This is a genomic window from Pseudorhizobium tarimense, assembly GCF_022968135.1.
In the GTDB taxonomy this organism is placed as follows: domain Bacteria; phylum Pseudomonadota; class Alphaproteobacteria; order Rhizobiales; family Rhizobiaceae; genus Neorhizobium; species Neorhizobium tarimense.
This window is the reverse complement of sequence record NZ_JALJRA010000008.1, coordinates 1-21,276: the sequence shown is the minus strand read 5'-3', so window position 1 is coordinate 21,276 and position 21,276 is coordinate 1. Positions and strand designations below refer to the sequence as shown.

General features: G+C 60.7%; 17 protein-coding genes and 1 tRNA gene. 13 read left to right on the top strand and 5 right to left on the bottom strand.

The genetic code is table 11. The features are described 5' to 3' along the window. Window positions 1–261 precede the first annotated feature (261 nt). From MUU54_RS10805 to MUU54_RS10795, 3 genes are all read left to right on the top strand, one after another. The gene (locus tag MUU54_RS10805; protein ID WP_247244034.1) at window positions 262–1,467 is read left to right on the top strand and encodes an MFS transporter; all 1,206 of its coding nucleotides are present in this window, start codon (window positions 262–264) and stop codon (window positions 1,465–1,467) included. A gap of 77 nt (window positions 1,468–1,544) precedes the next feature. Then, window positions 1,545–2,450, top strand: a complete 906-nt coding sequence (gene ypfJ / locus MUU54_RS10800) for a KPN_02809 family neutral zinc metallopeptidase (protein WP_247244033.1) — start codon at window positions 1,545–1,547, stop codon at window positions 2,448–2,450. Between the two features lie 248 nt (window positions 2,451–2,698). Beyond that, on the top strand, window positions 2,699–4,075 hold the full coding sequence (locus MUU54_RS10795) for an MATE family efflux transporter (RefSeq protein WP_247244032.1): 1,377 nt from the start codon (window positions 2,699–2,701) through the stop codon (window positions 4,073–4,075). Between the two features lie 33 nt (window positions 4,076–4,108). On the opposite strand, the gene carA is transcribed toward MUU54_RS10795, so the two are convergent. Continuing rightward, window positions 4,109–5,314 carry a glutamine-hydrolyzing carbamoyl-phosphate synthase small subunit gene (gene carA, locus MUU54_RS10790; protein ID WP_247244031.1) on the bottom strand — a complete coding sequence of 402 codons (1,206 nt, stop codon included), beginning with the start codon at window positions 5,312–5,314 and terminating at the stop codon, window positions 4,109–4,111. A 322-nt stretch (window positions 5,315–5,636) separates the two neighbouring features. Between carA and MUU54_RS10785 the strand changes: the two genes are divergently transcribed. The 3 genes from MUU54_RS10785 (at window position 5,637) to rpoD (ending at window position 10,710) form a co-directional block, all read left to right on the top strand. After that, the gene (locus MUU54_RS10785; RefSeq protein WP_247244240.1) at window positions 5,637–6,086 is read left to right on the top strand and encodes a GatB/YqeY domain-containing protein; all 450 of its coding nucleotides are present in this window, start codon (window positions 5,637–5,639) and stop codon (window positions 6,084–6,086) included. 149 nt (window positions 6,087–6,235) lie between these two features. Continuing rightward, on the top strand, window positions 6,236–8,218 hold the full coding sequence (gene dnaG / locus MUU54_RS10780; RefSeq protein WP_247244239.1) for a DNA primase: 1,983 nt from the start codon (window positions 6,236–6,238) through the stop codon (window positions 8,216–8,218). A gap of 434 nt (window positions 8,219–8,652) precedes the next feature. Next, window positions 8,653–10,710, top strand: a complete 2,058-nt coding sequence (rpoD, locus tag MUU54_RS10775; protein WP_247244030.1) for an RNA polymerase sigma factor RpoD — start codon at window positions 8,653–8,655, stop codon at window positions 10,708–10,710. A 56-nt stretch (window positions 10,711–10,766) separates the two neighbouring features. On the opposite strand, the gene MUU54_RS10770 is transcribed toward rpoD, so the two are convergent. Beyond that, window positions 10,767–11,111, bottom strand: coding sequence for a DMT family transporter (locus MUU54_RS10770; RefSeq protein ID WP_247244238.1), 345 nt, complete (start codon window positions 11,109–11,111; stop codon window positions 10,767–10,769). Window positions 11,112–11,211: 100 nt separating this feature from the next. Between MUU54_RS10770 and MUU54_RS10765 the strand changes: the two genes are divergently transcribed. Then, window positions 11,212–12,156 carry a DUF930 domain-containing protein gene (locus tag MUU54_RS10765; RefSeq protein WP_247244029.1) on the top strand — a complete coding sequence of 315 codons (945 nt, stop codon included), beginning with the start codon at window positions 11,212–11,214 and terminating at the stop codon, window positions 12,154–12,156. Window positions 12,157–12,171: 15 nt separating this feature from the next. Here the strand turns inward: MUU54_RS10765 and uvsE are convergent, their stop codons facing one another. Continuing rightward, entirely contained in the window at window positions 12,172–13,257 is a 1,086-nt protein-coding gene (gene uvsE, locus MUU54_RS10760) for a UV DNA damage repair endonuclease UvsE (RefSeq protein WP_247244028.1), read from the bottom strand. 110 nt (window positions 13,258–13,367) lie between these two features. On the opposite strand from uvsE, the gene MUU54_RS10755 reads away from it, so the two are divergent. From MUU54_RS10755 to MUU54_RS10740, 4 genes are all read left to right on the top strand, one after another. Continuing rightward, window positions 13,368–14,408 (top strand): zinc-dependent alcohol dehydrogenase family protein, encoded by a 1,041-nt coding sequence (locus MUU54_RS10755; RefSeq protein ID WP_247244027.1) that lies wholly within the window; start codon window positions 13,368–13,370, stop codon window positions 14,406–14,408. An 82-nt stretch (window positions 14,409–14,490) separates the two neighbouring features. Next, complete coding sequence (locus MUU54_RS10750) at window positions 14,491–14,844, top strand: DUF1428 domain-containing protein (protein ID WP_247244026.1); 354 nt, start codon at window positions 14,491–14,493, stop codon at window positions 14,842–14,844. 41 nt (window positions 14,845–14,885) lie between these two features. Next, window positions 14,886–15,308, top strand: coding sequence for a secondary thiamine-phosphate synthase enzyme YjbQ (locus tag MUU54_RS10745; protein WP_247244025.1), 423 nt, complete (start codon window positions 14,886–14,888; stop codon window positions 15,306–15,308). A gap of 128 nt (window positions 15,309–15,436) precedes the next feature. Continuing rightward, entirely contained in the window at window positions 15,437–15,799 is a 363-nt protein-coding gene (locus MUU54_RS10740) for a hypothetical protein (RefSeq protein WP_247244024.1), read from the top strand. An 82-nt stretch (window positions 15,800–15,881) separates the two neighbouring features. On the opposite strand, the gene MUU54_RS10735 is transcribed toward MUU54_RS10740, so the two are convergent. After that, entirely contained in the window at window positions 15,882–16,640 is a 759-nt protein-coding gene (locus MUU54_RS10735) for an SIMPL domain-containing protein (RefSeq protein WP_247244023.1), read from the bottom strand. Between the two features lie 149 nt (window positions 16,641–16,789). On the opposite strand from MUU54_RS10735, the gene MUU54_RS10730 reads away from it, so the two are divergent. Next, a tRNA-Ile gene (locus MUU54_RS10730) sits at window positions 16,790–16,865 on the top strand. A gap of 238 nt (window positions 16,866–17,103) precedes the next feature. Further along, window positions 17,104–20,919, top strand: a complete 3,816-nt coding sequence (locus tag MUU54_RS10725; protein WP_247244022.1) for an SIR2 family protein — start codon at window positions 17,104–17,106, stop codon at window positions 20,917–20,919. A gap of 112 nt (window positions 20,920–21,031) precedes the next feature. On the opposite strand, the gene MUU54_RS10720 is transcribed toward MUU54_RS10725, so the two are convergent. Then, window positions 21,032–21,187, bottom strand: a complete 156-nt coding sequence (locus MUU54_RS10720; protein ID WP_247244021.1) for a hypothetical protein — start codon at window positions 21,185–21,187, stop codon at window positions 21,032–21,034. Window positions 21,188–21,276: the final 89 nt, after the last annotated feature.

Sequence of the window (21,276 nt, the reverse complement as noted above, 5' to 3'; positions counted from 1 at the left end):
GCCAAGGTGGAAGGTTCACCGGCCGGGCGCATGAGCATGGTCTTTTGAGGCTAGACGCGGCTTATAGGCGTTTGTCGTGCGGAGCGAAACCCCATAATTCCTCAAATCGACAGGAAAAAGACGGGTTCGCAGGGACCTCCAGTTACCTCAGCTGAGGGAACCCTCTGCGTACCGGAAGACGCGCTAATGGCATGGACGCGCCCGTTAGTCAGGCGTATGCCGCGTTCTGACGTAGAAAGCAGGCGCGGTGCGGAGAGTGCGATGGCCGATGCAGTGATCAAACCCGCGGTCCCGGTGGAAGTTACAGTCCTGCCGATAATCCTCGCAGTGAGCTTCAGCCACATGCTGAACGACATCATGCAGTCGATGATCGCGGCGATCTATCCAATGCTGAAGAGAGACTACAATCTCGACTTCTGGCAGATCGGCTTGCTGACGCTCGCCTTCCAGTGCACCGCGTCCCTGCTGCAGCCGGTCGTGGGGATCGTCACGGACAAGAAGCCTTTCCCGTATTCCTTGCCCGTGGGCATGACCTCGACATTGATCGGCCTGGTGCTGCTGTCGACCGCGCATGACTACAACATGCTGGTTCTCGCGGCTTCGCTCGTCGGCGTCGGCTCTGCCATCTTCCACCCGGAGTCGTCGCGCGTCGCCCGTCTGGCCTCCGGCGGAAAGTACGGTCTGGCGCAGTCGGTCTTCCAGGTTGGCGGCAATGTCGGCACCGCTATCGGGCCTTTGCTTGCCGCCTTCATCATTGTGCCAAAGGGACAGGGGAGCGTCGCCTGGTTCTGCCTGGCCGCCATCCTGGGGATCATCGTGCTCGGCCGCGTGGCAGGTTGGTACAAGGCGCACATGGCCGCAAACCTCGGCAAGATGAAAAAGGTCCACGTCCATTCGCTGCCGCGCCGCACCGTCGCCGTTGCGCTCCTTGTCCTCGTTATCCTGACTTTCTCGAAGAACGTCTACATGGCGAGCATCGGCAGCTATTACACCTTCTTCGTCATCGAGCGCTTCGGCGTCTCGGTCCAGCAGTCGCAGTTGCTGCTGTTCGTCTTCCTTGGTGCCAGTGCGCTCGGGACCGTCGTCGGTGGGCCGATAGGCGACCGGTTCGGCTCGAAGGTCGTCATCTGGTTCTCTGTGCTCGGAGCGCTTCCCTTCACACTGGCCATGCCGTTCGCCAATCTTCCGATGACCATTGCGCTTTCGGCGTTGGTCGGCTTCATCATCGCGTCGTCCTTCCCCGCGATCGTTGTGATGGCGCAGGAACTGGTGCCGGGGCGTGTCGGGATGATCGCCGGGATCTTTTTTGGCTTTGCCTTCGGGATGGGTGGGATAGCCGCAGCAGTGCTCGGCGTGCTGGCAGACCGGCACGGTATTTCGACGGTCTACACCATCTGCGCCTTCCTACCGGCATTGGGCATGCTGACGGTTTTCCTCCCCGGCAAGCGCGTATTGCGTATGACTTGATGACGTTGCCGGAAAGGTGGATCATCTTCCCCGTTGTTGCGTTGTAGGCCGCGTGGATCATCCGCAGGAGAGAGAAGATGGAGTGGAGAGGCCGGCGTCAGTCGAGCAACGTCGAGGATCGGCGCGGTGCCGGGGGGCGCAGTCCGTTCGGTCGCGGCGGCATGCGCATCCCGGTCGGACGTGGGGGCGTACGACGCGCCGGAGGTGGCCTCGGGATCGGTGGCGTCATCCTGATCCTCATCGTCTCTTGGGCGCTGGGCATCAACCCGTTGATGCTGCTTTCGGGCGAGGACATCGGCTCTGGTGGCGGGGGCTATGAGCAGCAGCAGACTTCGGCGCCGCCGAACGACGAGATGACGGCCTTCGTACGCACGGTATTGGCAGAGACCGAAGACACCTGGAACGGTATCTTCCAGGCGAGCGGTGAGAACTATCAGGAGCCGACGCTGGTGCTGTTTTCCGGACAGGTGAATTCGGCCTGCGGCTTTGCATCCTCGGCAAGCGGACCTTTCTACTGCCCCAGCGATCGCAAGGTCTATCTCGACACCGCCTTTTTCGATGATCTGCAGCGTCAGTTCGATGCTTCAGGGGACTTTGCGCAAGCCTATGTGGTTGCGCATGAAGTCGGCCATCACGTCCAGAACCTGCTCGGTATCCTGCCGCGCTTCAACGAGGCACGTCAGCGCATGAGCGAGGTGGAGGCGAACAGGATGTCGGTGCGTGTGGAACTGCAGGCCGATTGCTTTGCCGGCGTCTGGGGCAAGTTCACCGACCAGAAGGGGATCCTTGAGCAGGGCGATCTTCAGGAAGCTCTGAACGCGGCCCAGCAGATCGGTGACGATACGCTTCAGCGGCGCAGCCAGGGATATGTCGTGCCTGAAAGCTTCAATCACGGGACGTCCGAGCAGCGGATGACCTGGTTCCGCCGCGGCTTCGAAAGCGGCGACATCAACAGCTGCGATACTTTCTCCGCCGATATTTAGGCGGAGTGGAAGCTGTCTCTGTTAAGTTGTTCTATCTATGGGCTCGTTGCGGATCCGGCTCCGTTCGGCCTTCGTGCCGGATAGGTTCACTCGCGCCATCAACATCTTTGTCGGCTGTATCAAAAACATTGAACGGCTCTGCGGCTCCGGAACAGGGCCTCAGCTTGCCGCTCCTCCGTCGCCGATCTATAGCTCCGATGCCGCCGCTTGCCATCCCTCGGAGCGGCGGTTCCATTTGGAGAAGAGCGATGTCCAGCGCTGCGATAGATACCGTTGCCGCCAACAATAGCTGGGGCCGCCATGTCCGCTCCACGATCGGGCTCGGCGTTCCCTTCGTAGGGGCGCAGCTTGCCCAGATGGCGATCAACACCACCGATGTCATCATGGTCGGCTGGCTCGGCACGACCGAGCTTGCCGCAGTGGTCCTCGGCAGCCAGATGTTCTTCATCGTCTTCATCTTCGGTACCGGGTTTGCCGCAGCCGTCGTGCCGATGGTGGCTCACGCCGTTGGACGCGGCGACGTGACATCCGTGCGCCGCGCCGTTCGCATGGGGATGTGGGTGGCCCTCGGCTATGGCGCCTTGACCGCCCCCATCCTTTGGTTTTCGCAGCCGATCCTGCTTGCGCTCGGCCAGGAGCAGGAGGTGGCCGCGCTGGCGCGAGGGTACCTGCGCATCGCCCAGTGGGGGATCTTTCCGGCACTGGTGCTGATGGTTCTTCGAAGCTTCCTCAGCGGGCTCGAGCGCGGCAGCATCATTCTCTATGTCACCATCGGCATGTTCTTCGCCAACGCCGGCCTGAACTACGCGCTCATCTTCGGCAACTTCGGCTTACCCGCCTGGGGTCTGCAGGGCGCCGCGGTCGCGTCCGTCTGCGCCAGCACACTTGGCTGTGTCGCGATGATCATCTATATCGGCAGCCAGATGGAGACTAAGGCCTTCGAGCTCTTCGTCCGGTTCTGGCGCGCCGACTGGGGCGCGATCCGCGAGAACCTGGCGCTGGGCTTGCCGATCAGCTTCACCATCCTTGCGGAAACCAGCCTGTTTGCCGCCGCGTCCCTTCTGATCGGCACGATCGGCACACGCGAGCTTGCCGCTCACGGAATTGCCCTGCAATTGGCCTCAATCGCCTTCATGATCCCGCTCGGCCTCGCGCAGGTTGCGACCGTGCGGGTGGGGCTTGCCTATGGGCGGGACGATATGGTGGGTGTCAGGCGGGCGGCGATTGCGGTCCTGGCAGTCAGCCTCTGCTTCTCGATCTGCGGCAGCACGCTTTTTGCACTGCTGCCGCGCGAATTGGGCGGGCTGTTTCTAGACACGCGGCGGGCGGATGCGCAGGCTGTGCTGGACTACGCGATCTCGCTCATCGTCATTGCGGGCGTGTTCCAGATGGCTGACGGCCTGCAGGCGGTGGGGGCGGGGCTTTTACGCGGCTTGAAGGATACCAAGATCCCGATGATGCTGGCGCTCGTCGCCTATTGGCCGATCGGCTTTGCCTGCGCCTGGATCTTCGCCTTCCCGCTCGGCTATGGCGGCCCAGGCGTCTGGTTCGGCTTCGTCACCGGCCTTGGAGCCGCCGCCTTGCTTCTCTGCGGCCGCTTCTATCGGCTCGTTCGACAGCGCTAAAAAGAAGCCCGCCAGGGGCGGGCTTCGAGAAAGTTACCGTTCGGCGAGCGCCGGTTCGCCCTTGCGCTCGCGCACCATGTTGATGAAGCGGCGGAACAGGTAGTGGCTGTCCTGCGGACCGGGAGAGGCTTCCGGGTGATGCTGAACCGAGAAGACGGGCTTGCCGCTGAGGCGCAGGCCGCAGTTCGTGCCGTCGAACAGGGAAATATGAGTCTCCTCAACGCCTTCGGGCAGCGAGTTCGAGTCAACTGCGAACCCGTGATTCATCGAGACGATCTCGACCTTGCCGGTCGTATGGTCCTTCACCGGGTGGTTTCCACCGTGGTGACCTTGGTGCATCTTGGTCGTCGTGGCGCCGAGGGCGAGACCAAGCATCTGGTGGCCAAGGCAGATGCCGAAGGTCGGTACATCCTTTTCCAGGACCCGCCGGATGACCGGCACGGCGTATTCGCCTGTTGCGGCCGGATCGCCTGGTCCATTGGACAGGAAGACGCCATCGGGGTTGAGCGCCATGATGTCCTCGGCTGAGGTCTGTGCCGGAACAACCGTCACCTTGCAGTCCAGTCCGGCGAAGAGCCGCAGGATGTTGCGCTTCACGCCGTAGTCGACGCAGACAATATGGTACTTTGCTTCTGCCGTGTCCGCTTCGCCGTAACCTTCATCCCAGACCCAGGGCGTCTGCGTCCACTGCGACGACTGCCCCGACGTGGCCTCCTTTGCAAGATCGAGCCCTTCTATGCCGCTCCAGTTGCGCGCCTCGGCCTTCAGCGCCTCGATGTCAAAGACGCCGTTGGGGTCGTGGGCGATCACCGCGTTCGGTGCGCCCTTCTCACGGATCCAGGCGGTGAGCGCCCGGGTGTCGATGCCGGAAAGTCCGATCACGCCCCGCGACTTCAGCCATTCGTCGAGATGCTTCGCTGCGCGATAGTTCGACGGCTCGGTGATGTCGGCCTTGAAGATGACGCCGACTGCGCCGCGACGTGCCGCTGGCGTCAGGTCCTCGATGTCTTCTTCATTTGTGCCGATATTGCCGATATGCGGGAAGGTGAAGGTGACGATCTGGCCGAGATAGGAGGGGTCGGTCAGGATCTCTTGGTACCCGGTAAGAGACGTATTGAAGCAGACCTCGGCACAGACCTTGCCGGTTGCGCCGACTCCCACGCCCTCGATGACGGTGCCATCGGCGAGGACCAGAACGGCGGTGGGTTTTTTGCTTGTCCAGGGGGCGGTGGCGGTCATCTCTATCCTTCTGCCCCTTAAGCCCCACCACTTGAAGTCGCGGGGAAACAGGGCCATTTATGGTCGCAGAAAAGGGCGCGCCGGATGACCCGCGCAGCCCAATACCGAAATCTCGTGCAGGTGCCGGAAAATAGACAAAGCGCGCGAAGCGGTCAATGTCAGCCATGTTCTTTCTAAGTGGATTTTGCTCCCAACAAAATCAAGAGCTTGCCTGATTTGATTTGATCGTGTCGGCGTGCTTGTCTATGAGAGCGGCCTCATCGACAAGGAAAAGCCGCAATTGGCTACCCGCCCGCGGCTTCTCCAAAGGAGCAGGAACATGATGCGCGATAAGCTCGCGAACGAAATGAAGGATGCGATGAAGGCAAAGGACAGCCGACGTCTGTCCACCGTGCGTCTCATCCAGACGGCCATCAAGGATCGCGACATTGCGAACCGCGGCGCCGGCAAGGATCCCGTCAGTGACGAAGAGATCATGCAGGTCCTGCAGAAGATGGTGAAGCAGCGCGAGGAATCGGCGCGCATCTACGACGAGGCCGGCCGCAGCGAGCTTGCCGCGCAGGAGCGCGAGGAAATCCATGTGATCAAGAGCTTCATGCCCGAACAGCTGTCGGAGGAAAAGGTCCGGCAGCTCTGCCAGTCCGTCGTTTCCGAAACGGGGGCACACGGGCTGCGCGACATGGGCAAGTGCATGAACGCGCTGAAGGAGAAGTATCCGGGCCAGATGGACTTCGCGAAGGCGTCCGGAATGGTCAAGGATCTGCTGAAATAGCTGTCATCAGCGATCGATGACGCTTCGGGCTGGGCCAGTGCTGGTCCCGCTTTTTGCATTGTGGCGGCTGTGAATAGCGGGCATGACATGCTTTGCGATTGGCATAGCTTGGCGTCGACCCCTATACTGGTCGGGGACCCGAGGTAATGATGCGCTTTTCCAACAGCTTTCTCGACGAAATCCGTGATCGCGTGCCGATCTCGTCGGTTATCGGCCGCCGCGTCACATGGGACCGCAAGAAGACCAATGTCGCCCGGGGAGACTACTGGGCTTGCTGCCCGTTTCACGGCGAGAAGAGCCCGAGCTTTCACTGCGAAGACCGGAAGGGGCGGTATCATTGCTTCGGCTGCGGCGTATCCGGTGATCATTTCCGCTACCTGACGGATCTCGAAGGGCTGAAATTTCCGGAGGCGGTGCAGCAGATCGCCGATATGGCCGGGATCGCGCTCCCGCAGCCGGATCCGCAGGCGGAGCGGCGCGAGAAAGAGCGGACGACGCTTCTCGACGTCATGGAACTGGCGACGCAGTTCTTCCAGGATCAGTTGCAGAGTGCAGCCGGAGCCCGGGCTCGCGCCTACTTGCGGGATCGTGGGGTGACGGGGCGGACGGTCGAGACCTTCCGGCTGGGCTACGCGCCCGAAAGCCGCAACGCGCTTAAGGAGTTCCTCGCGGGCAAGGGTGTGCCGAAGGAGCAGGTCGAGGCGTGCGGGCTCGTTGTTCACGGGGAGGGCATTGCCGTCTCCTATGATCGGTTCCGTGATCGCATCATGTTCCCGATCCTGTCGTCGCGCGAGAAGGTGATCGCCTTTGGCGGCCGTGCCATGTCGCCGGACGCACCGGCAAAATACCTCAACTCGAACGAGACCGAGCTCTTCCACAAGGGGCAGGTGCTCTACAATTTTGCCCGGGCGCGGCGCGCTGCGCAGGGCAGTGCCGGCTCGCGTGATGGCGGGACGGTGATCGCAGTCGAAGGCTATATGGACGTGATCGCCCTCCATCAGGCGGGGGTGGAGAATGCGGTGGCGCCGCTTGGGACGGCGCTGACGGAGAACCAGCTGGATCTCCTGTGGAAGATGTCGTCGGAGCCGGTGCTCTGCTTCGACGGCGATGGCGCCGGAACCCGTGCCGCCAACCGCGCAGCTGATCTGGCACTGCCCTTCCTGAAGCCCGGTCGTTCCGTTCGCTTCGCCCTGCTACCGGAAGGCAAGGACCCTGACGACCTCGTTCGGCAGGACGGGCGCGGCCCGTTCGACAAGGTCATGGCGGAAGCGCGTCCGCTCGCCGAGATGATGTGGATGCGCGAGACCTCCGGGGGGAGTTTCGACACGCCGGAGAAGCGGGCAGAGCTCGAAGCGCGCCTCAAGCAGATCGTTTCTGTGATCGCGGACGAGAATGTTCGGCGGTACTACCAGCAGGAGATGCGCGAGCGGCTGAACGTCTTCTTCCGTGGTGACCGCAACAGTGACAAGCGCGGCGGCTTCCAAGCGCGCGGCCCGCGGGCAGGAAACGCTTCCGGCCAAGGACGGGGGCAGGAGCGGGGTGTGGTCGTTTCGGATCGGCTTGCCCGCTCCGGGTTGGTGCGTGGGCATCGGGACCTGCCGGCGCTCCGCGAAAGCGTGTTGGCGCTGACGGTGGTCAACCATCCGCAACTGCTTCTCGATGATTATGACGAGATTGCAGGCGTGGATTTCGAGAGCCGGGATCTGCAGCGCTTCTGGTCGTGTCTCCTGACCGTGGCGGCAAAGCTCGGTGCCCGCCTTGACCGTGAACACTTGCGCGAGCAGCTGGAGGAAAATGGCTTTGAGGCTCTGCTTGCGACGATGAACCAGCAGGTCCGCAACGCCCGGCTATGGACCGCCACACCGGAAGCGGACTTGCAGGACGTCGTGCAGGCCTATCGCCAGGCTTATGCCCTGCACTCGCGAAACAAGGAGCTTCGCTGGCAGAAGATCGAGCTGGAGCGGGAGATCGCCGAAACCGCGGCGGATGAGGAGGAGCGGGCAACCGCTCTGATGCTCGCCCTGTCGGAGGTCCAGCTAGAGATCGGGCGCTTGGAGAACCAGGAAGCGATCATCGACGGCTTCGGTGTGATGTCTGGCCGCGTCAAGGGCGCTGCCGTCGGACATGGCTAGGCCTTGGCGAATCGTTGTATAACTATAGTGAGAGCGCATGCACGGGGTGAATGGGGGTACCACATTTAGATCTGTCGGCTCTTGTCACCGATCAGCGACTGCCTACATATCCGGCAACCGTGTACATGTTCGACCTCGAAGCTGAATAAGACGGCTTTTTCCACTTTTCTCCGGCTCATCGCCCTAGAAAAGCTTGACGGAGCGTTAATTTGTGGGAATCACCACAGCAGGCAGAAAAGGTGGAGTGGGTCAAGCGCGCCGGGTCGCGATCGGTGTCCTGCAGGACAGGGGCGCCGTCTTCAGGCAGCTGCCGTCGTGGTAATCCGGAATTAAAGATCATTCCGTACGTGTTGAACAGTGATTCGCGGCTGGGGCGATAAGCCCCAAGCCGGCGGCCACCGCGGCGAGGTGGCGTTCAGGGAAAGCGAAATTAAATGGCAACGAAAGTCAAAGAAAACGAAGAAGTCGAGACCGAGCGCGAAGGTGCGCCGGACGGTCCCCTTCTCGACCTTTCCGACGACGCGGTCAAGAAGATGATCAAGGCTGCCAAGAAGCGCGGCTATGTCACCATGGATGAGCTGAACTCGGTTCTGCCCTCGGAGGAGGTTACCTCTGAGCAGATCGAGGACACAATGTCGATGCTTTCCGATATGGGCATCAACGTCGTCGAGGACGATGAGGCGGATGACGCTTCGAATGATGACGACGACAGCTCCGATGACAGCGACGGCGATAGCGACGGCGGCGAAGTCACGACGACGTCGGGCACGGCGCTTGCGACCGCAAAGAAGAAAGAACCGACGGACCGGACCGACGACCCGGTGCGCATGTATCTGCGCGAAATGGGGTCGGTGGAGCTCCTGTCGCGCGAAGGCGAGATCGCCATCGCGAAGCGCATCGAGGCCGGCCGCGAAACAATGATCGCCGGGCTTTGCGAAAGCCCGCTGACCTTCCAGGCGCTTATCATCTGGCGCGACGAGCTCAACGAAGGCACGACGTTGCTGCGCGAGATCATCGATCTTGAAACGACCTATTCGGGTCCCGAGGCGAAGGCTGCTCCGCAGTTCCAGAGCCCGGAGAAGATCGAGGCTGACCGCAAGGCTGCCGAAGAGAAGGAGCGTGCACGCAAGTCTCGCGTTGCCGCCAATGACGACGACATCACGGCCGTGGGCGGTGAAGGCCTGCCGGGTGAAGAGGAAGAAGAAGACGACGACGAGTCGAGCCTGTCCCTCGCTGCCATGGAAGCGGAACTGCGCCCGCAGGTCATGGAAACGCTCGACACGATTGCCGACACCTATAAGAAGCTGCGCAAGCTGCAGGACCAGCAGGTGGAGGCGCGCCTCTCCTGCACCGGCACGCTGTCGTCCGGCCAGGAGCGCCGCTACAAGGAACTGAAGGACCAACTGATCACGGCAGTGAAGTCGCTGTCGCTCAACCAGAACCGCGTCGACGCGCTGGTCGAGCAGCTTTACGACATCTCCAAACGGCTGATGCAGAACGAAGGTCGTCTGCTGCGTCTGGCGGAATCCTATGGCGTCAAGCGTGACTCCTTCCTAGAGCAGTATCAGGGCGCGGAACTCGACCCGAATTGGATGAAGTCGATCGCGAACCTCTCTGCCCGCGGCTGGAAGGACTTTGCGCGCGAGGAGAACCAGACGATCCGGGATATTCGCCAGGAGATCCAGAACCTCGCCACCGAAACCGGCATCTCGATTGCGGAGTTCCGCCGCATCGTGTCCATGGTCCAGAAGGGTGAGCGCGAGGCGCGTATCGCCAAGAAGGAGATGGTCGAGGCAAACCTGCGTCTGGTTATCTCGATCGCCAAGAAATACACCAACCGCGGCCTGCAGTTCCTGGACCTGATCCAGGAGGGCAACATCGGCCTGATGAAGGCGGTGGACAAGTTCGAATATCGCCGCGGCTACAAGTTCTCGACCTATGCGACGTGGTGGATCCGGCAGGCGATCACCCGGTCGATCGCCGACCAGGCCCGCACGATCCGCATCCCGGTGCACATGATCGAGACGATTAACAAGATCGTCCGCACGTCGCGCCAGATGCTGCACGAGATCGGCCGCGAGCCTACGCCGGAAGAACTGGCCGAAAAGCTCGCCATGCCGCTTGAAAAGGTCCGCAAGGTCCTGAAGATCGCGAAGGAGCCGATTTCGCTCGAAACCCCGGTGGGTGACGAAGAGGACAGCCACCTCGGCGATTTCATCGAGGACAAGAACGCGCTTCTGCCGATCGACGCGGCTATCCAGGCGAACTTGCGTGAAACGACGACCCGCGTTCTCGCCTCGCTGACGCCGCGTGAAGAGCGCGTGCTGCGCATGCGCTTCGGCATCGGCATGAACACCGACCACACGCTCGAAGAAGTCGGTCAGCAGTTCTCTGTGACCCGCGAACGTATCCGTCAGATCGAGGCGAAGGCGCTTCGGAAGTTGAAGCACCCGAGCAGGTCGCGCAAGCTGCGGTCGTTCCTCGACAGCTAAACACTCGGCATCGGGAGATATCGAAGCCTCGGCCAGCGAAAGCAGGCCGGGGCTTTTTAGTGGCTGACGGAGGACGAGAACACGTTCACCACCACCACGCCTGCAATGATCAGTCCGATCCCGAGGATGGCGGGAAGGTCGAGGCGCTGGCCGAGGATAAAGAAACCGACCAGCGAGATCAGCACGATACCCAGCCCGCTCCAGATCGCGTAGGCGACCCCGATCGGCATCGTGCGGAGCGCCAGTGACAGCAGGTAGAAGGCCGCCGCATAGCAAAGAGCCATAAGCAGGGTTGGTAATAGGCGGGTGAATTGCTGGCTCTGCTGGAGAAAGGTCGTGCCGACCACTTCCAGAGCGATCGCGGCGGCGAGGGAGACATAGGTCAGCAGCACAGGGTTCATCATCCGCCTTCTTCTTTTGATGCGCAGGGACTCGATCCTCGCATGATTTAACCTTACATCCGCTGCCATGGCAGACGAGGTCGAAAAACGACGAAGCGACATGAGGTGGGGCATTCCGGCCTCTTTTGCGCTGCATGTCGTGCTGGCAGCGATCCTGATCTTAGGTCTGCCGCTTGAACTGCCGGTTCCTCCGGAAGAGGAGGCGGTGACCGTGGAGATCGTCGAACGGCCGCCGGAACCCGAGCCCCCGCCGGAGCCTGCGCCAGAAGCCGAGCCTCAGCCGGAAGCGGCGGAGGAGCCGCCACCGCCGCCAGCGGAGGAGGAGCAGGCGCCTGAGCCTCCACCGCCGCCGCCTGAGACAGCTGCCGAAGAAGAGTCTGCAGAAGCATCGCCGATCCCAACCCTTCGCCCCGTGTTCGAGTTTGGCGAGGAGACACCGGGTCCGAAAGAATCGCCGGAAGGCAATGCCTCCGCGGGAGGTCCGGAAGCGCCACCAGAACCGGAAACGCCACCAGAGCCGGAAGCGGAGGCCGAGCCTCAGGAGAACCCGCAAGCGGAGGCGCCTGAGGCGCTGGCCGCCGAAACTGCTACGGCGGATGCCGCAGAGCCGGCAACCGCTCCACCGGAGACGGTGCAGGAGCCTTCCGAAGCCGAAGGACAGTCCACTGACGAACCGGTTGAGACGTTGACCGAGGCGAAGGTGCTGTTTTCGGAAGAGATCACCGAAGATCCCGTCGCACGCACCGCCATGGAAGACCTGCCGCGCAGCATGCGGGCGACCCAGCTCTGCGAAACGGAACTGACCGAGCAGTTGCGCAATGCATCCCCACCGCAGGACCCCGACTTCATCCCGCGCTCTCCATTGTCCGAGGGGACGGTGCTGGAACTGCGGCAGACAGCCTTTCGGGCGAAAGGTCAGTGGTACGATCTGAGCTTCCGCTGCGAAATCAACGAGGATGCGACGAAGGTGATGCGGTTTGCCTTCGATATCGGCGCGCCAGTGCCGCGGAGCGAATGGAGACGACGCGGTTTCCCGGGGACTTGAGGATGTCGGTTCCGGTCAAGCGCCACCTGTTTCGTCTGCGTCCACCATGAGAGCCTCCGCTTCCCCCTCCAGCGTCTCCGCCTCGTCTGCCCTTAGGCCAAAGCGAGCGGCAACGTCCGGCGCATAGCGAAGGAGATCCGGGCGCAGGCGTAGCAGCGCCAGATCCTTTGCCTTTGCCTCCAGCATCACGTCGAAATCCAGGCCTTCGGCTGTGCGCATGAAGGTGGCGAATTCGAAAGGGTTGCAGAAGTCGGCATGGCCGGTGAAGACCGGTGCAACATGGCGGACGGTCTTCTTCCTGGTCTTCGGATCGACCTTCACCTGCTCCCGAAGCTCGGTGCGGGGTGAGGAGAAGTGGATCTTCGGCTGCTGGCCCCCAGGCCAGGTGCGCAGGATGGCGGAAAGGGTTTCCCGCAGGTCTGCCCGCTCCGGGTTGAGACACCAGAAGTGCTGATGGTCGAAGATCAGTCGGACTCCGGTGTGTTCATGGATCCACAAGACATCGGCGGCGGAAAAGCGCAGGTCGTCGTGCTCCAGCACGAGGCGCCGGCGAACAGGCTCCGGGAGAGTCTTCCAGGTGCGAACCCAGCGCTGCCGGCTTTCCTCGACGTTGCCGTAGGTCCCGCCGACATGGATGACCATAACCGCTTCCAGGCCGAGTTCCATGCGATCGAGTATCTCCGCCTGGCTCTCGAGATCCCAGATGCTCTTGCGCACGAGCTTCGGGTCCGGGCTGTTGAGCACGACGAACTGGGACGGATGGAAGGAGAGGCGGATGTCGAGCGCCTTGGCCTTCATGCCGATTGCCTGAAGCTCGGCATCGCTCTCGGCGACCATCTGGTGGAACTGCGGCATGTCAGGATGCGTGGCATAGGGCGCGAGATCGGAGGAGAGGCGGTACATGCGGATATCGTGCCGGTCGAGGTGATCCAGGATCTGGTCGACGTATTCCAGCGAGACCTTGAGATGCGGATTGCTGGCCGCTCTGCGACTGTCGTTGCTCTTCAGGTCGTCTCGGCCCATGACCTTGACCGGGAAGCCGAGCCGGCTCACGCGCGTTGCATCTTCGACTGCCTGTCGCTCTTCGCGCCGCTGATCCATTCTGCTCCTCCCGAACATCTCGTGCGGTAACGGCTGCCCCCCGCTTTCGATCCACTTTGACCATCGAACGGGCGCGGATATGCTCGCGCGCGAGTCGGAAGGAACCGCCCATGAAAGCCATGCTCTATGACGCCTTCGAAAAGGCGCCGACCATCGTAACACTGCCCGATCCGACGCCGACGGACGATGGTGTCGTCATCAAGATCGGCGCAACCGGTCTGTGCCGCAGCGACTGGCACGGCTGGATGGGGCATGATCCGGATATCCGCCTGCCGCATGTTCCGGGGCATGAACTGGCCGGCGAAATCGTGGCGACGGGCAAGGGCGTCATGCGCTTCAAAGTCGGCGACCGCGTGACGGTGCCTTTCGTGGCCGGCTGCGGCCATTGCGGCGAATGCCATTCCGGCAACCAGCAGGTTTGCCCCAACCAGTTCCAGCCGGGCTTCACCCATTGGGGTTCCTTCGCGGAATATGTGGCGATCGGTTACGCGGACACGAACCTTGTTCATCTGCCGGAGACGATTGACGATGCGACGGCGGCCAGTCTCGGGTGCCGCTTTGCCACCTCCTTCCGTGCCGTTGTCGACCAGGCGCGCACGGGGCCTGGCGAATGGGTGGCGGTGCATGGCTGCGGCGGCGTAGGCTTGTCCGCAATCATCATTGCGACCGCGCTGGGTGCGAATGCGATCGGCCTTGATCTTTCGGAGGATAAGCTTGCGCTGGCGCGTCAATGCGGTGCGGTGGCGACGATAAACGCGTCCACGGTTGCAGATGCGGTCGAGGCGGTGCGGGAGATCACCGGCGTCGGCGCCCATGTTTCGATCGATGCGCTCGGCCATCCGGTCACCTGCTTCAATTCGATCAAGAACCTCCGCCGCCGGGGACGCCATGTGCAGGTGGGGCTGATGCTGGGCGAGCATTCGACGCCGCAGATCCCGATGGCGCAGGTGATCAGCCACGAGCTGGAGATCTATGGCAGCCACGGCATGCAGGCCTGGCGGTACGACGCAATGCTGGCAATGATTGCCGCAGGGCGCATGGAGCCGGCGAAGCTCATCTCGTCACGCATCAGCCTGGAAGAGGCAGCTCCCGCATTGATGGCCATGGACCGGGCAACGGCGCCCGGGATAAGCGTCATCACCCGTTTCTGACGAGCCGCAAGAAAATGATTGGCCGGTGTCGGATCTCCCGGACATAGATCGTCCTTCGTCGGTTCAACCAAGGAGGGCGATCATGGTCTATGTCGACGGCTTCATCGTGCCGGTGCCGACCGCAAAGCTGGAAAACTACAAGGAGATGGCGCGCCTTGGAGGTGACGTGTGGTTGGATTACGGCGCGTTATCCTACGTCGAATGCATCGGCGACGACGTGCCCTTTGGCGAATTGACGTCCTTCCCACGCTCCGTCCAGGCGACGGAGGAAGAAACGGTCATCTTCTCGTGGATCACCTACAAGGATCGCGCCAGCCGTGACGAAATCTGTGCGAAGGTGATGGCGGACCCACGGCTAGCCGGCGACGAGTGGAAGAACGTCTTTGATGGCAAGCGGATGATCTATGGCGGCTTTCAGGCGTTTCTGACACGGTAAGGGGAAGCGCAGAGCGCTCCTCATAGTGTGAAGGAACATCCATGCCGCAGACGCAACTGACGATATCGACCCGGGGGCAGGGCCTCTACGAGTTCACTGACCGAGTGATCGACTTCGTCAGGCGCCAGAATGTGGAGGAGGGGCTGCTGACTGTCTTCGTGCGACATACCTCCTGTTCTCTGCTGATCCAGGAAAACGCCGATCCGGACGTCCAGCGGGATCTGAGGAGCTTCTTTGCGCGCCTCGTGCCGTCATCGAATGCACCCTCCATGGGCTGGGTCACCCATACGATGGAAGGGCCGGATGACATGCCGGCCCATATCAAGGCGGCGCTGACGCCGGTCTCCCTTTCGATCCCGGTCAGCGGCGGCCGCCCCGTGCTCGGCACCTGGCAGGGCGTCTACCTCTTCGAACACCGTGACCGGCCGCACAGCCGCACGGTCGTGCTTCATCTTTCCCACTGATCTTGATGAATGCCTGCTGAACGGCGGATTCGGAGAGCGTTCAGCAGCATCCTCCTAGGGTCTCTCCAATCCCGGCAGTCGGGAGAGATCAATGGCGCCAGTTTCTGGTCCAATCGGGAGAGACACCAATGACCAACTTCTTCATGAAGGCCGGCATCGCCGCACTGATTGCCCTTGGCGGCTTCTCTGCGACGGCCTCCACTGCAGCGGCAGCGGGTTCCGAATTCCGCATCTTCGTGCAGCAGGGCTGGGATGACCGCGGCGATTGGCGCCGGGACCGTCATCATGACCGCTGGGACGGCCCGCGCCACCATCGCGGCGGACGCTGCGCACCCTGGCTTGCCGAAGAGAAAGCCCGCCACATGGGCCTTCGCCGCGCCCGCGTCGTGGATGTCGACCGCCGCACCGTAACCGTCATTGGCCGTGACCGGCATGGCCGCGACCGCGTGGTCTTCGCCAATGACCGCGGCTGCCCCGTGATCCGCCGCTAGAGCTTCCGTCTTCATTCGCCCGTTGACGGAGGATGCGCCCCCGCCAGCCCCTAGAGGCTAGCGGGGGCGTTTTCTTGTGGCCTTACTGCTTCAGGCCGAAGGTCATTTCGACGGAGACTGTGTAGGTATTCTCGCCGGCCGAAACCGGTACGCTGTCGGACGCTTCCTTCGCCATCGTCATCCGGTACATCGGCTGCGGCGGCATCTGCGAAGTGCTCGCCTCGCTGATCTCCACCACCTCGCCAAGCTGGACGCCCGCGGCCTCCGCCAGCGTGCGCGCCTTCGCCACGGCCCGCTCCACCGCCTGCTTGCGCGCCTCGCTCAGCACCTCCTGCGGGTCGTCATTGGTGAAGCTGATCTGCCCGCCCTGGTTGACGCCGAGCTTAACAGCCTTGTCGAGGATCGCACCGACCTTCGCGACGTCGCGGATCTCGACCGTCAGCGTGTTGGTCACCTCGTAGCCACTCACCTGCGGCGCCTCGGTTGAACCATCCTCCTTCGGCGGTGTCTGGCGGTATTGCGGATAGATCGAGAAGTTGCTCGTCTGGATGTCCTTCGCCTCGATGCCTTCCGCTTTCAGGGCCGCCATGACGGCCGCCATGGCGGAGGTGTTCTGGCTGACGGCGACTTCCGCCGTTTCGGAATTGCGTACGACGGAAAAGCTGACTATCGCCATGTCCGGTGCCACCGAGACTTCTCCATCGGCGGCGACCGTGACGGTCGGCTCACGCCGAGGCTGCGATGGCTCCTGTGCCAGGGCGGGTGCCATCGTGGAGACGAGCAGGAGGCCGGCAAGCGACAGGCGAGACAGCGTGGGGCGGACGGAGATGGTCGGGCGCATCGTGATTCCTCGTGCGGGTGGGTGATGCCTCATTGGTGATCGCCGATTGTGAAGCGAATACGGCAACGGCTTGAGGCCGCCGCGAAATTGCGTTAGAGCGAGCCTACCGGTTGCGAGCCATTGCGCCACCGGATGCTTTTTGAAGGCAAGGGCCTGTAGCTCAATGGTTAGAGCCGGCGGCTCATAACCGCTTGGTTGGGGGTTCGAGTCCCTCCGGGCCCACCATTTCTGTCCATCGCCACATCAGGCCGGACTCTCGCCGTACAAGTCAGGACTCGTCGTCGCATAAGTCCGGATTTGCTACCCTACGGGCATTCATCACCGTAGGTAGACGCGAGTCCGTCGCCCAGCAACCCAATCCCCCAGCGTCGTTGATGTTGCTCTCAAATCAATCTCGTGGTCGCTTCGACAGGTTTCTCAAGACCTCAGTTCTCTTTAAACGTGTGCTGTGCAAAGCTGCGTCATGAGATTTATCGAATCAGGGCCATCAATACCTATCGAACTGCTCACGGCGCGGGATCAAGGCGAAGTCGTGTTTTTCTGCGGTGCTGGCGTCTCCAAGCCTGCTGGTTTGCTCAGCTTCTTTGAGCTGACAGTTCAAGTTATGAAGAGGTTGGGAGTTCAGGCTAGCTCCAAGGTCGGTATGCAGATGGCCATGGCCATTGCAAAGAACGATCCTGATCTAGCCCCACCTTTCGATCAGGTTTTTGGACAACTTCAGCGGGCCTATACTACGGAGAAGATTGAAAAGGAGGTTACGCGCCTTCTAAAGACACCACAGAAACCAGTCACTCACCACCACCAAGTCGTTCTCCGTCTCTCTAAAGATGCCAGGGGGATGCCTTTCGTTGTAACAACAAACTTCGACCTTCTGTTTGAACGAGCGATGCCACGCTTGAAACGGTGGTTTCCACCAATGTTGCCAGTCATGACGGGTGATAGCCTCCATTCTGGGGTGGTGTATCTCCATGGCAGACTTGGGAGCGGTCGCCAGACGGAGGGACCATCGAGCGCGCTCGTTTTGGGATCAGGTGATTTTGGCCGCGCTTACCTTGCAGACGGTTGGGCCACGGCATTCTTTCGCCAACTCTTGGAGAAGAAGACAGTGGTCCTGTTGGGCTACTCGGCAGGCGATCCTCCGATCCGCTACCTCCTTGAGGGGTTGAACGCCAGTACGTCGGCGAAGCTGCAACCGATCTACGCATTCGACCGAGGAGAAGAGAACGAAGTTCATTCCAAATGGCGTGATCTTGGAGTGTCAGGTATTCCTTTTGGCAACTTCGAAGACCTTTGGGGCACACTTGAGGCATGGGCTGAGCGCGCTGACGACCCAGATGGCTGGCGCGCAAAAACCCTGGCTATGGCGAACGATTCGCCCCGGCTGCTGAAACCATATCAACGTGGCCAAATAGCTGCTCTTGCGGCAACGCCGGAGGGCGCGAAGTGTTTCGCAGAAGCCAATTCTCCTCCTTGTGCAGAATGGCTATGTGTACTTGATCGCAATGTTCGTTACTCCCAACCGTTCATGGATGGTTATGGCCAAGATGCGAACCACATTGATCCTCTTCTAGAATACGGCTTGGACGACGATCCTCCCAGGCTTGAGGGGAGAGGACACGCTGGGGGCGGAATCGATTTCTTAGGCAAACTCCCCGCAGACACGGACAGCGATATTTTCTTCCGCCTCGCCGGGGCGTCTCCTCAACGACGGGGTGCGATCCCTCGTCGGCTTTGGTCGCTAACTCGATGGTTCGAGAAGGTAGCGCACGAATGGTTTGCGATTTGGTGGGCGAGCCGACAAATCAATCTCCATCCCGATCTACTCTGGAGCATAAATCGACGCTTGACTGGTCATGGAACCAAGTTCCCCGACGACGTTCAGCGGCTGTGGAGCCTCCTTCTTGAGGTTGAGGAAGAGCGAGGAGTGGATTTCCATGACCTCGGCTGGTTTGATTTTGTGGCACTGCTAAAACGCGGCGGCTGGAGCAACGCAACCTTCCGTTCTTTTGAAAAGGCTATCAAACCCCGATTGAAAGCAGAAGTTTCGTTCCGAGCGATGCCGCTCTTAGCCAGTGACGGTGGCGACAACGGCAAACTTGATGAGCTGATTGCGTTTTCTGTCCACTGTCCGTCGAGACACAACCACGACATCGACGTGCCGGGAGAAGCGCTCCCCCGAGTTGTTGGCATAGTGAACCGCTCGTTGGAACGTGCTGCCGAGCTCTTGCAGGACACTGGGCGATCCGCCGTATATTTTCACCTGCCCGCCATAGAACCAGACGGCGGACGAGGCGAACGATATGTTCCGCGTGAGGGGCCAGCTGAACTTTTTCTCTGGGCTACCCAACTGTTCAAGCGCCTTGCCGAAACGGAACCCTCAATAGCCTTGGCGGAGGCGGCCAAATGGCCACCTGTAGATCGCTTTTTCTTCGACAAGTTTCGACTGTTCGCATGGAAGATCGATAGCCTTTTCAATCCCGAGGCCATCGTTGAAGGGGTTCTGGCTCTTCAGGAGGAATCTTTTTGGGACCCGTATCTGGAGCGTGACCTTCTTCATCTACTCCGCGCCAAATGGCCTCATTTCTCGAGCGACCAGCGGCATGCAATAGAAGATCGGTTGCGTTTGCCGCCTAATCGATTTCCGGAAGATGAACGCAGCGTGGTCGAGCGACGCCTTCGTTACGACATAGGCTCTCGGCTAGGTTGGTTAGATCGGAACAACTGCGAGCTGACGGGGCCGACATTGAGCGCGTTAGCGGAGATCAGGGCTGACGTGGACTGGTCAGAGCGCTTAGAGCTCACGGCCGACCGAGACATGGATGGACGTGTCGGTTGGGTGGAGCGACGGGTCGATCCGGTCAACCTTGATGGTGTTGGCGTCGCCAACCTCATTGCTCGCTCAGTAGAGTTGTCGGGGCGAGATGACGAGATTTTTGTTGAGCATGCACCGTTTGAGGGCCTTGTGGCTAGGCGGCCCGGTTTTGCTCTTGCGGGATTGGCGTTCGAGGCCCGTCATAGACGATATCCTGTAGAGTATTGGAGGCAGTTGCTTTCAAAATGGCCAGCGGAGGCCCCCCAGAGGGCAACGAGGCTATGTGGGCTGAGGCTCGCAAGTTTGCCTCAGCAGGTTCAGTTTGAGCTACGAGCATACTCAGCGAGTTGGGTAAGGGATCACCTAACCGGTATCGGACCCTCTCATCTCGTTGATTTTTACGAGGTGTGGGATCGCATTTTTCTGGCCCTGCAGACTTCCGGAGTTGAAGCCACGGCCAGCGGCATTGGCGAGGTCACGATTGGCGACCAGGTGGTCCAACGATCGCGGAAGACTCTCGATCACGCTATCAATGGTCCTATCGGGCAGCTTGTAGAAGCCTTGTTCAAGTCTATCGACGAACGGAAGTTTGAAAAGAATGAAAAGATTTCTTCCGACGTCACTGCCCGCATTGAGCGTTCACTGCAATCAGTGGGCGAGGGAGCAGACCATGCGGCATCTCTCCTGGGGCAGAGGCTTAACTGGTTGTACTTCGTCGATAAAGCGTGGACGAAGAAAGCTGTTCTTCCGCTTTTTGAACTTTCTCACCCGCTTGCGGAAGCAGCTTGGAACGCACTGTTATTCACGCAACGGGTACCGCAACCAACCGAACTTTTCATCCTGCTTAAAAGCACATTTCTCCGTATTTTTTCCGAACGGCCAACCTGGCTGTCGGATGATCGCGATGAGCGACACGCGGTTAGTGTTCTCGTTATCGCCACATACTGGAACAAGAATGGTGGGAAATACATAAGCGATGCCGAATGCCGGGAAGCCTTACAATCTGTCGATGACACAGGTCGACAAACAGCGTTGTGGACGCTTCAAAGGATCGTTGCGGAAGCAAACGCTTGGAAGTCTTTTGGACAGCGTTTCTTCACGACGATATGGCCCCAAGAAACCCGGTTCCAGACGGGAGCTACCAGTGACACCATGCTGAGGATAGCGGAGGACAAGCCAGATCAATTCCCCGCGGTCGTAGCTGTTGTTAAGGACTTCCTGAGACCGATCGACCACCCAGACATGTTCATCTTTCGTCAGAGACGAGAGGACGGGAACAGGGTAGGAGAATCTCTTGCTAAACGATGGCCGAACGAGGTCTTAGAGGTTGCCGACCGTATTGTGGCGCTCAAGCCAGCTTATGTTCCACACGAACTTTCGGCGCTACTAGCGGATATCGCTGAAGTCGATCCAGCACTTCGTGGCACCACCGCTTGGCGGCGTTTGAATGACCTTATCATGAGGTAGACGTTGTACCGCCTGCCTAGCGGCTCGTCCTCGGTGACGGCGTTCATTTTGCCTGCCGTCACCTGGGCAACGGAAGTGTCTAAGCTTATCCGCAGCTCTTTATTGCGGCATCCTAGATGCCAACCCAGTCATCGAATTCGTCTCCGTATGCTGGAAATACCTCAAACTCTTCCATCAGGCTTCCCACTGAGATGGGGTCGCACCCGTAGGTGCTGACGTCGGCGATATTGAAGATGTAGTCGGACATGATGCGGTTGGCACTGAACATGGCGAATGTCTCTGACCTGCTACTGATTTTTTCCTCCACCTGGAGTTAGAGTCCGGCCTCGATTTGAAGGACGGACAGATGAAGCGGAA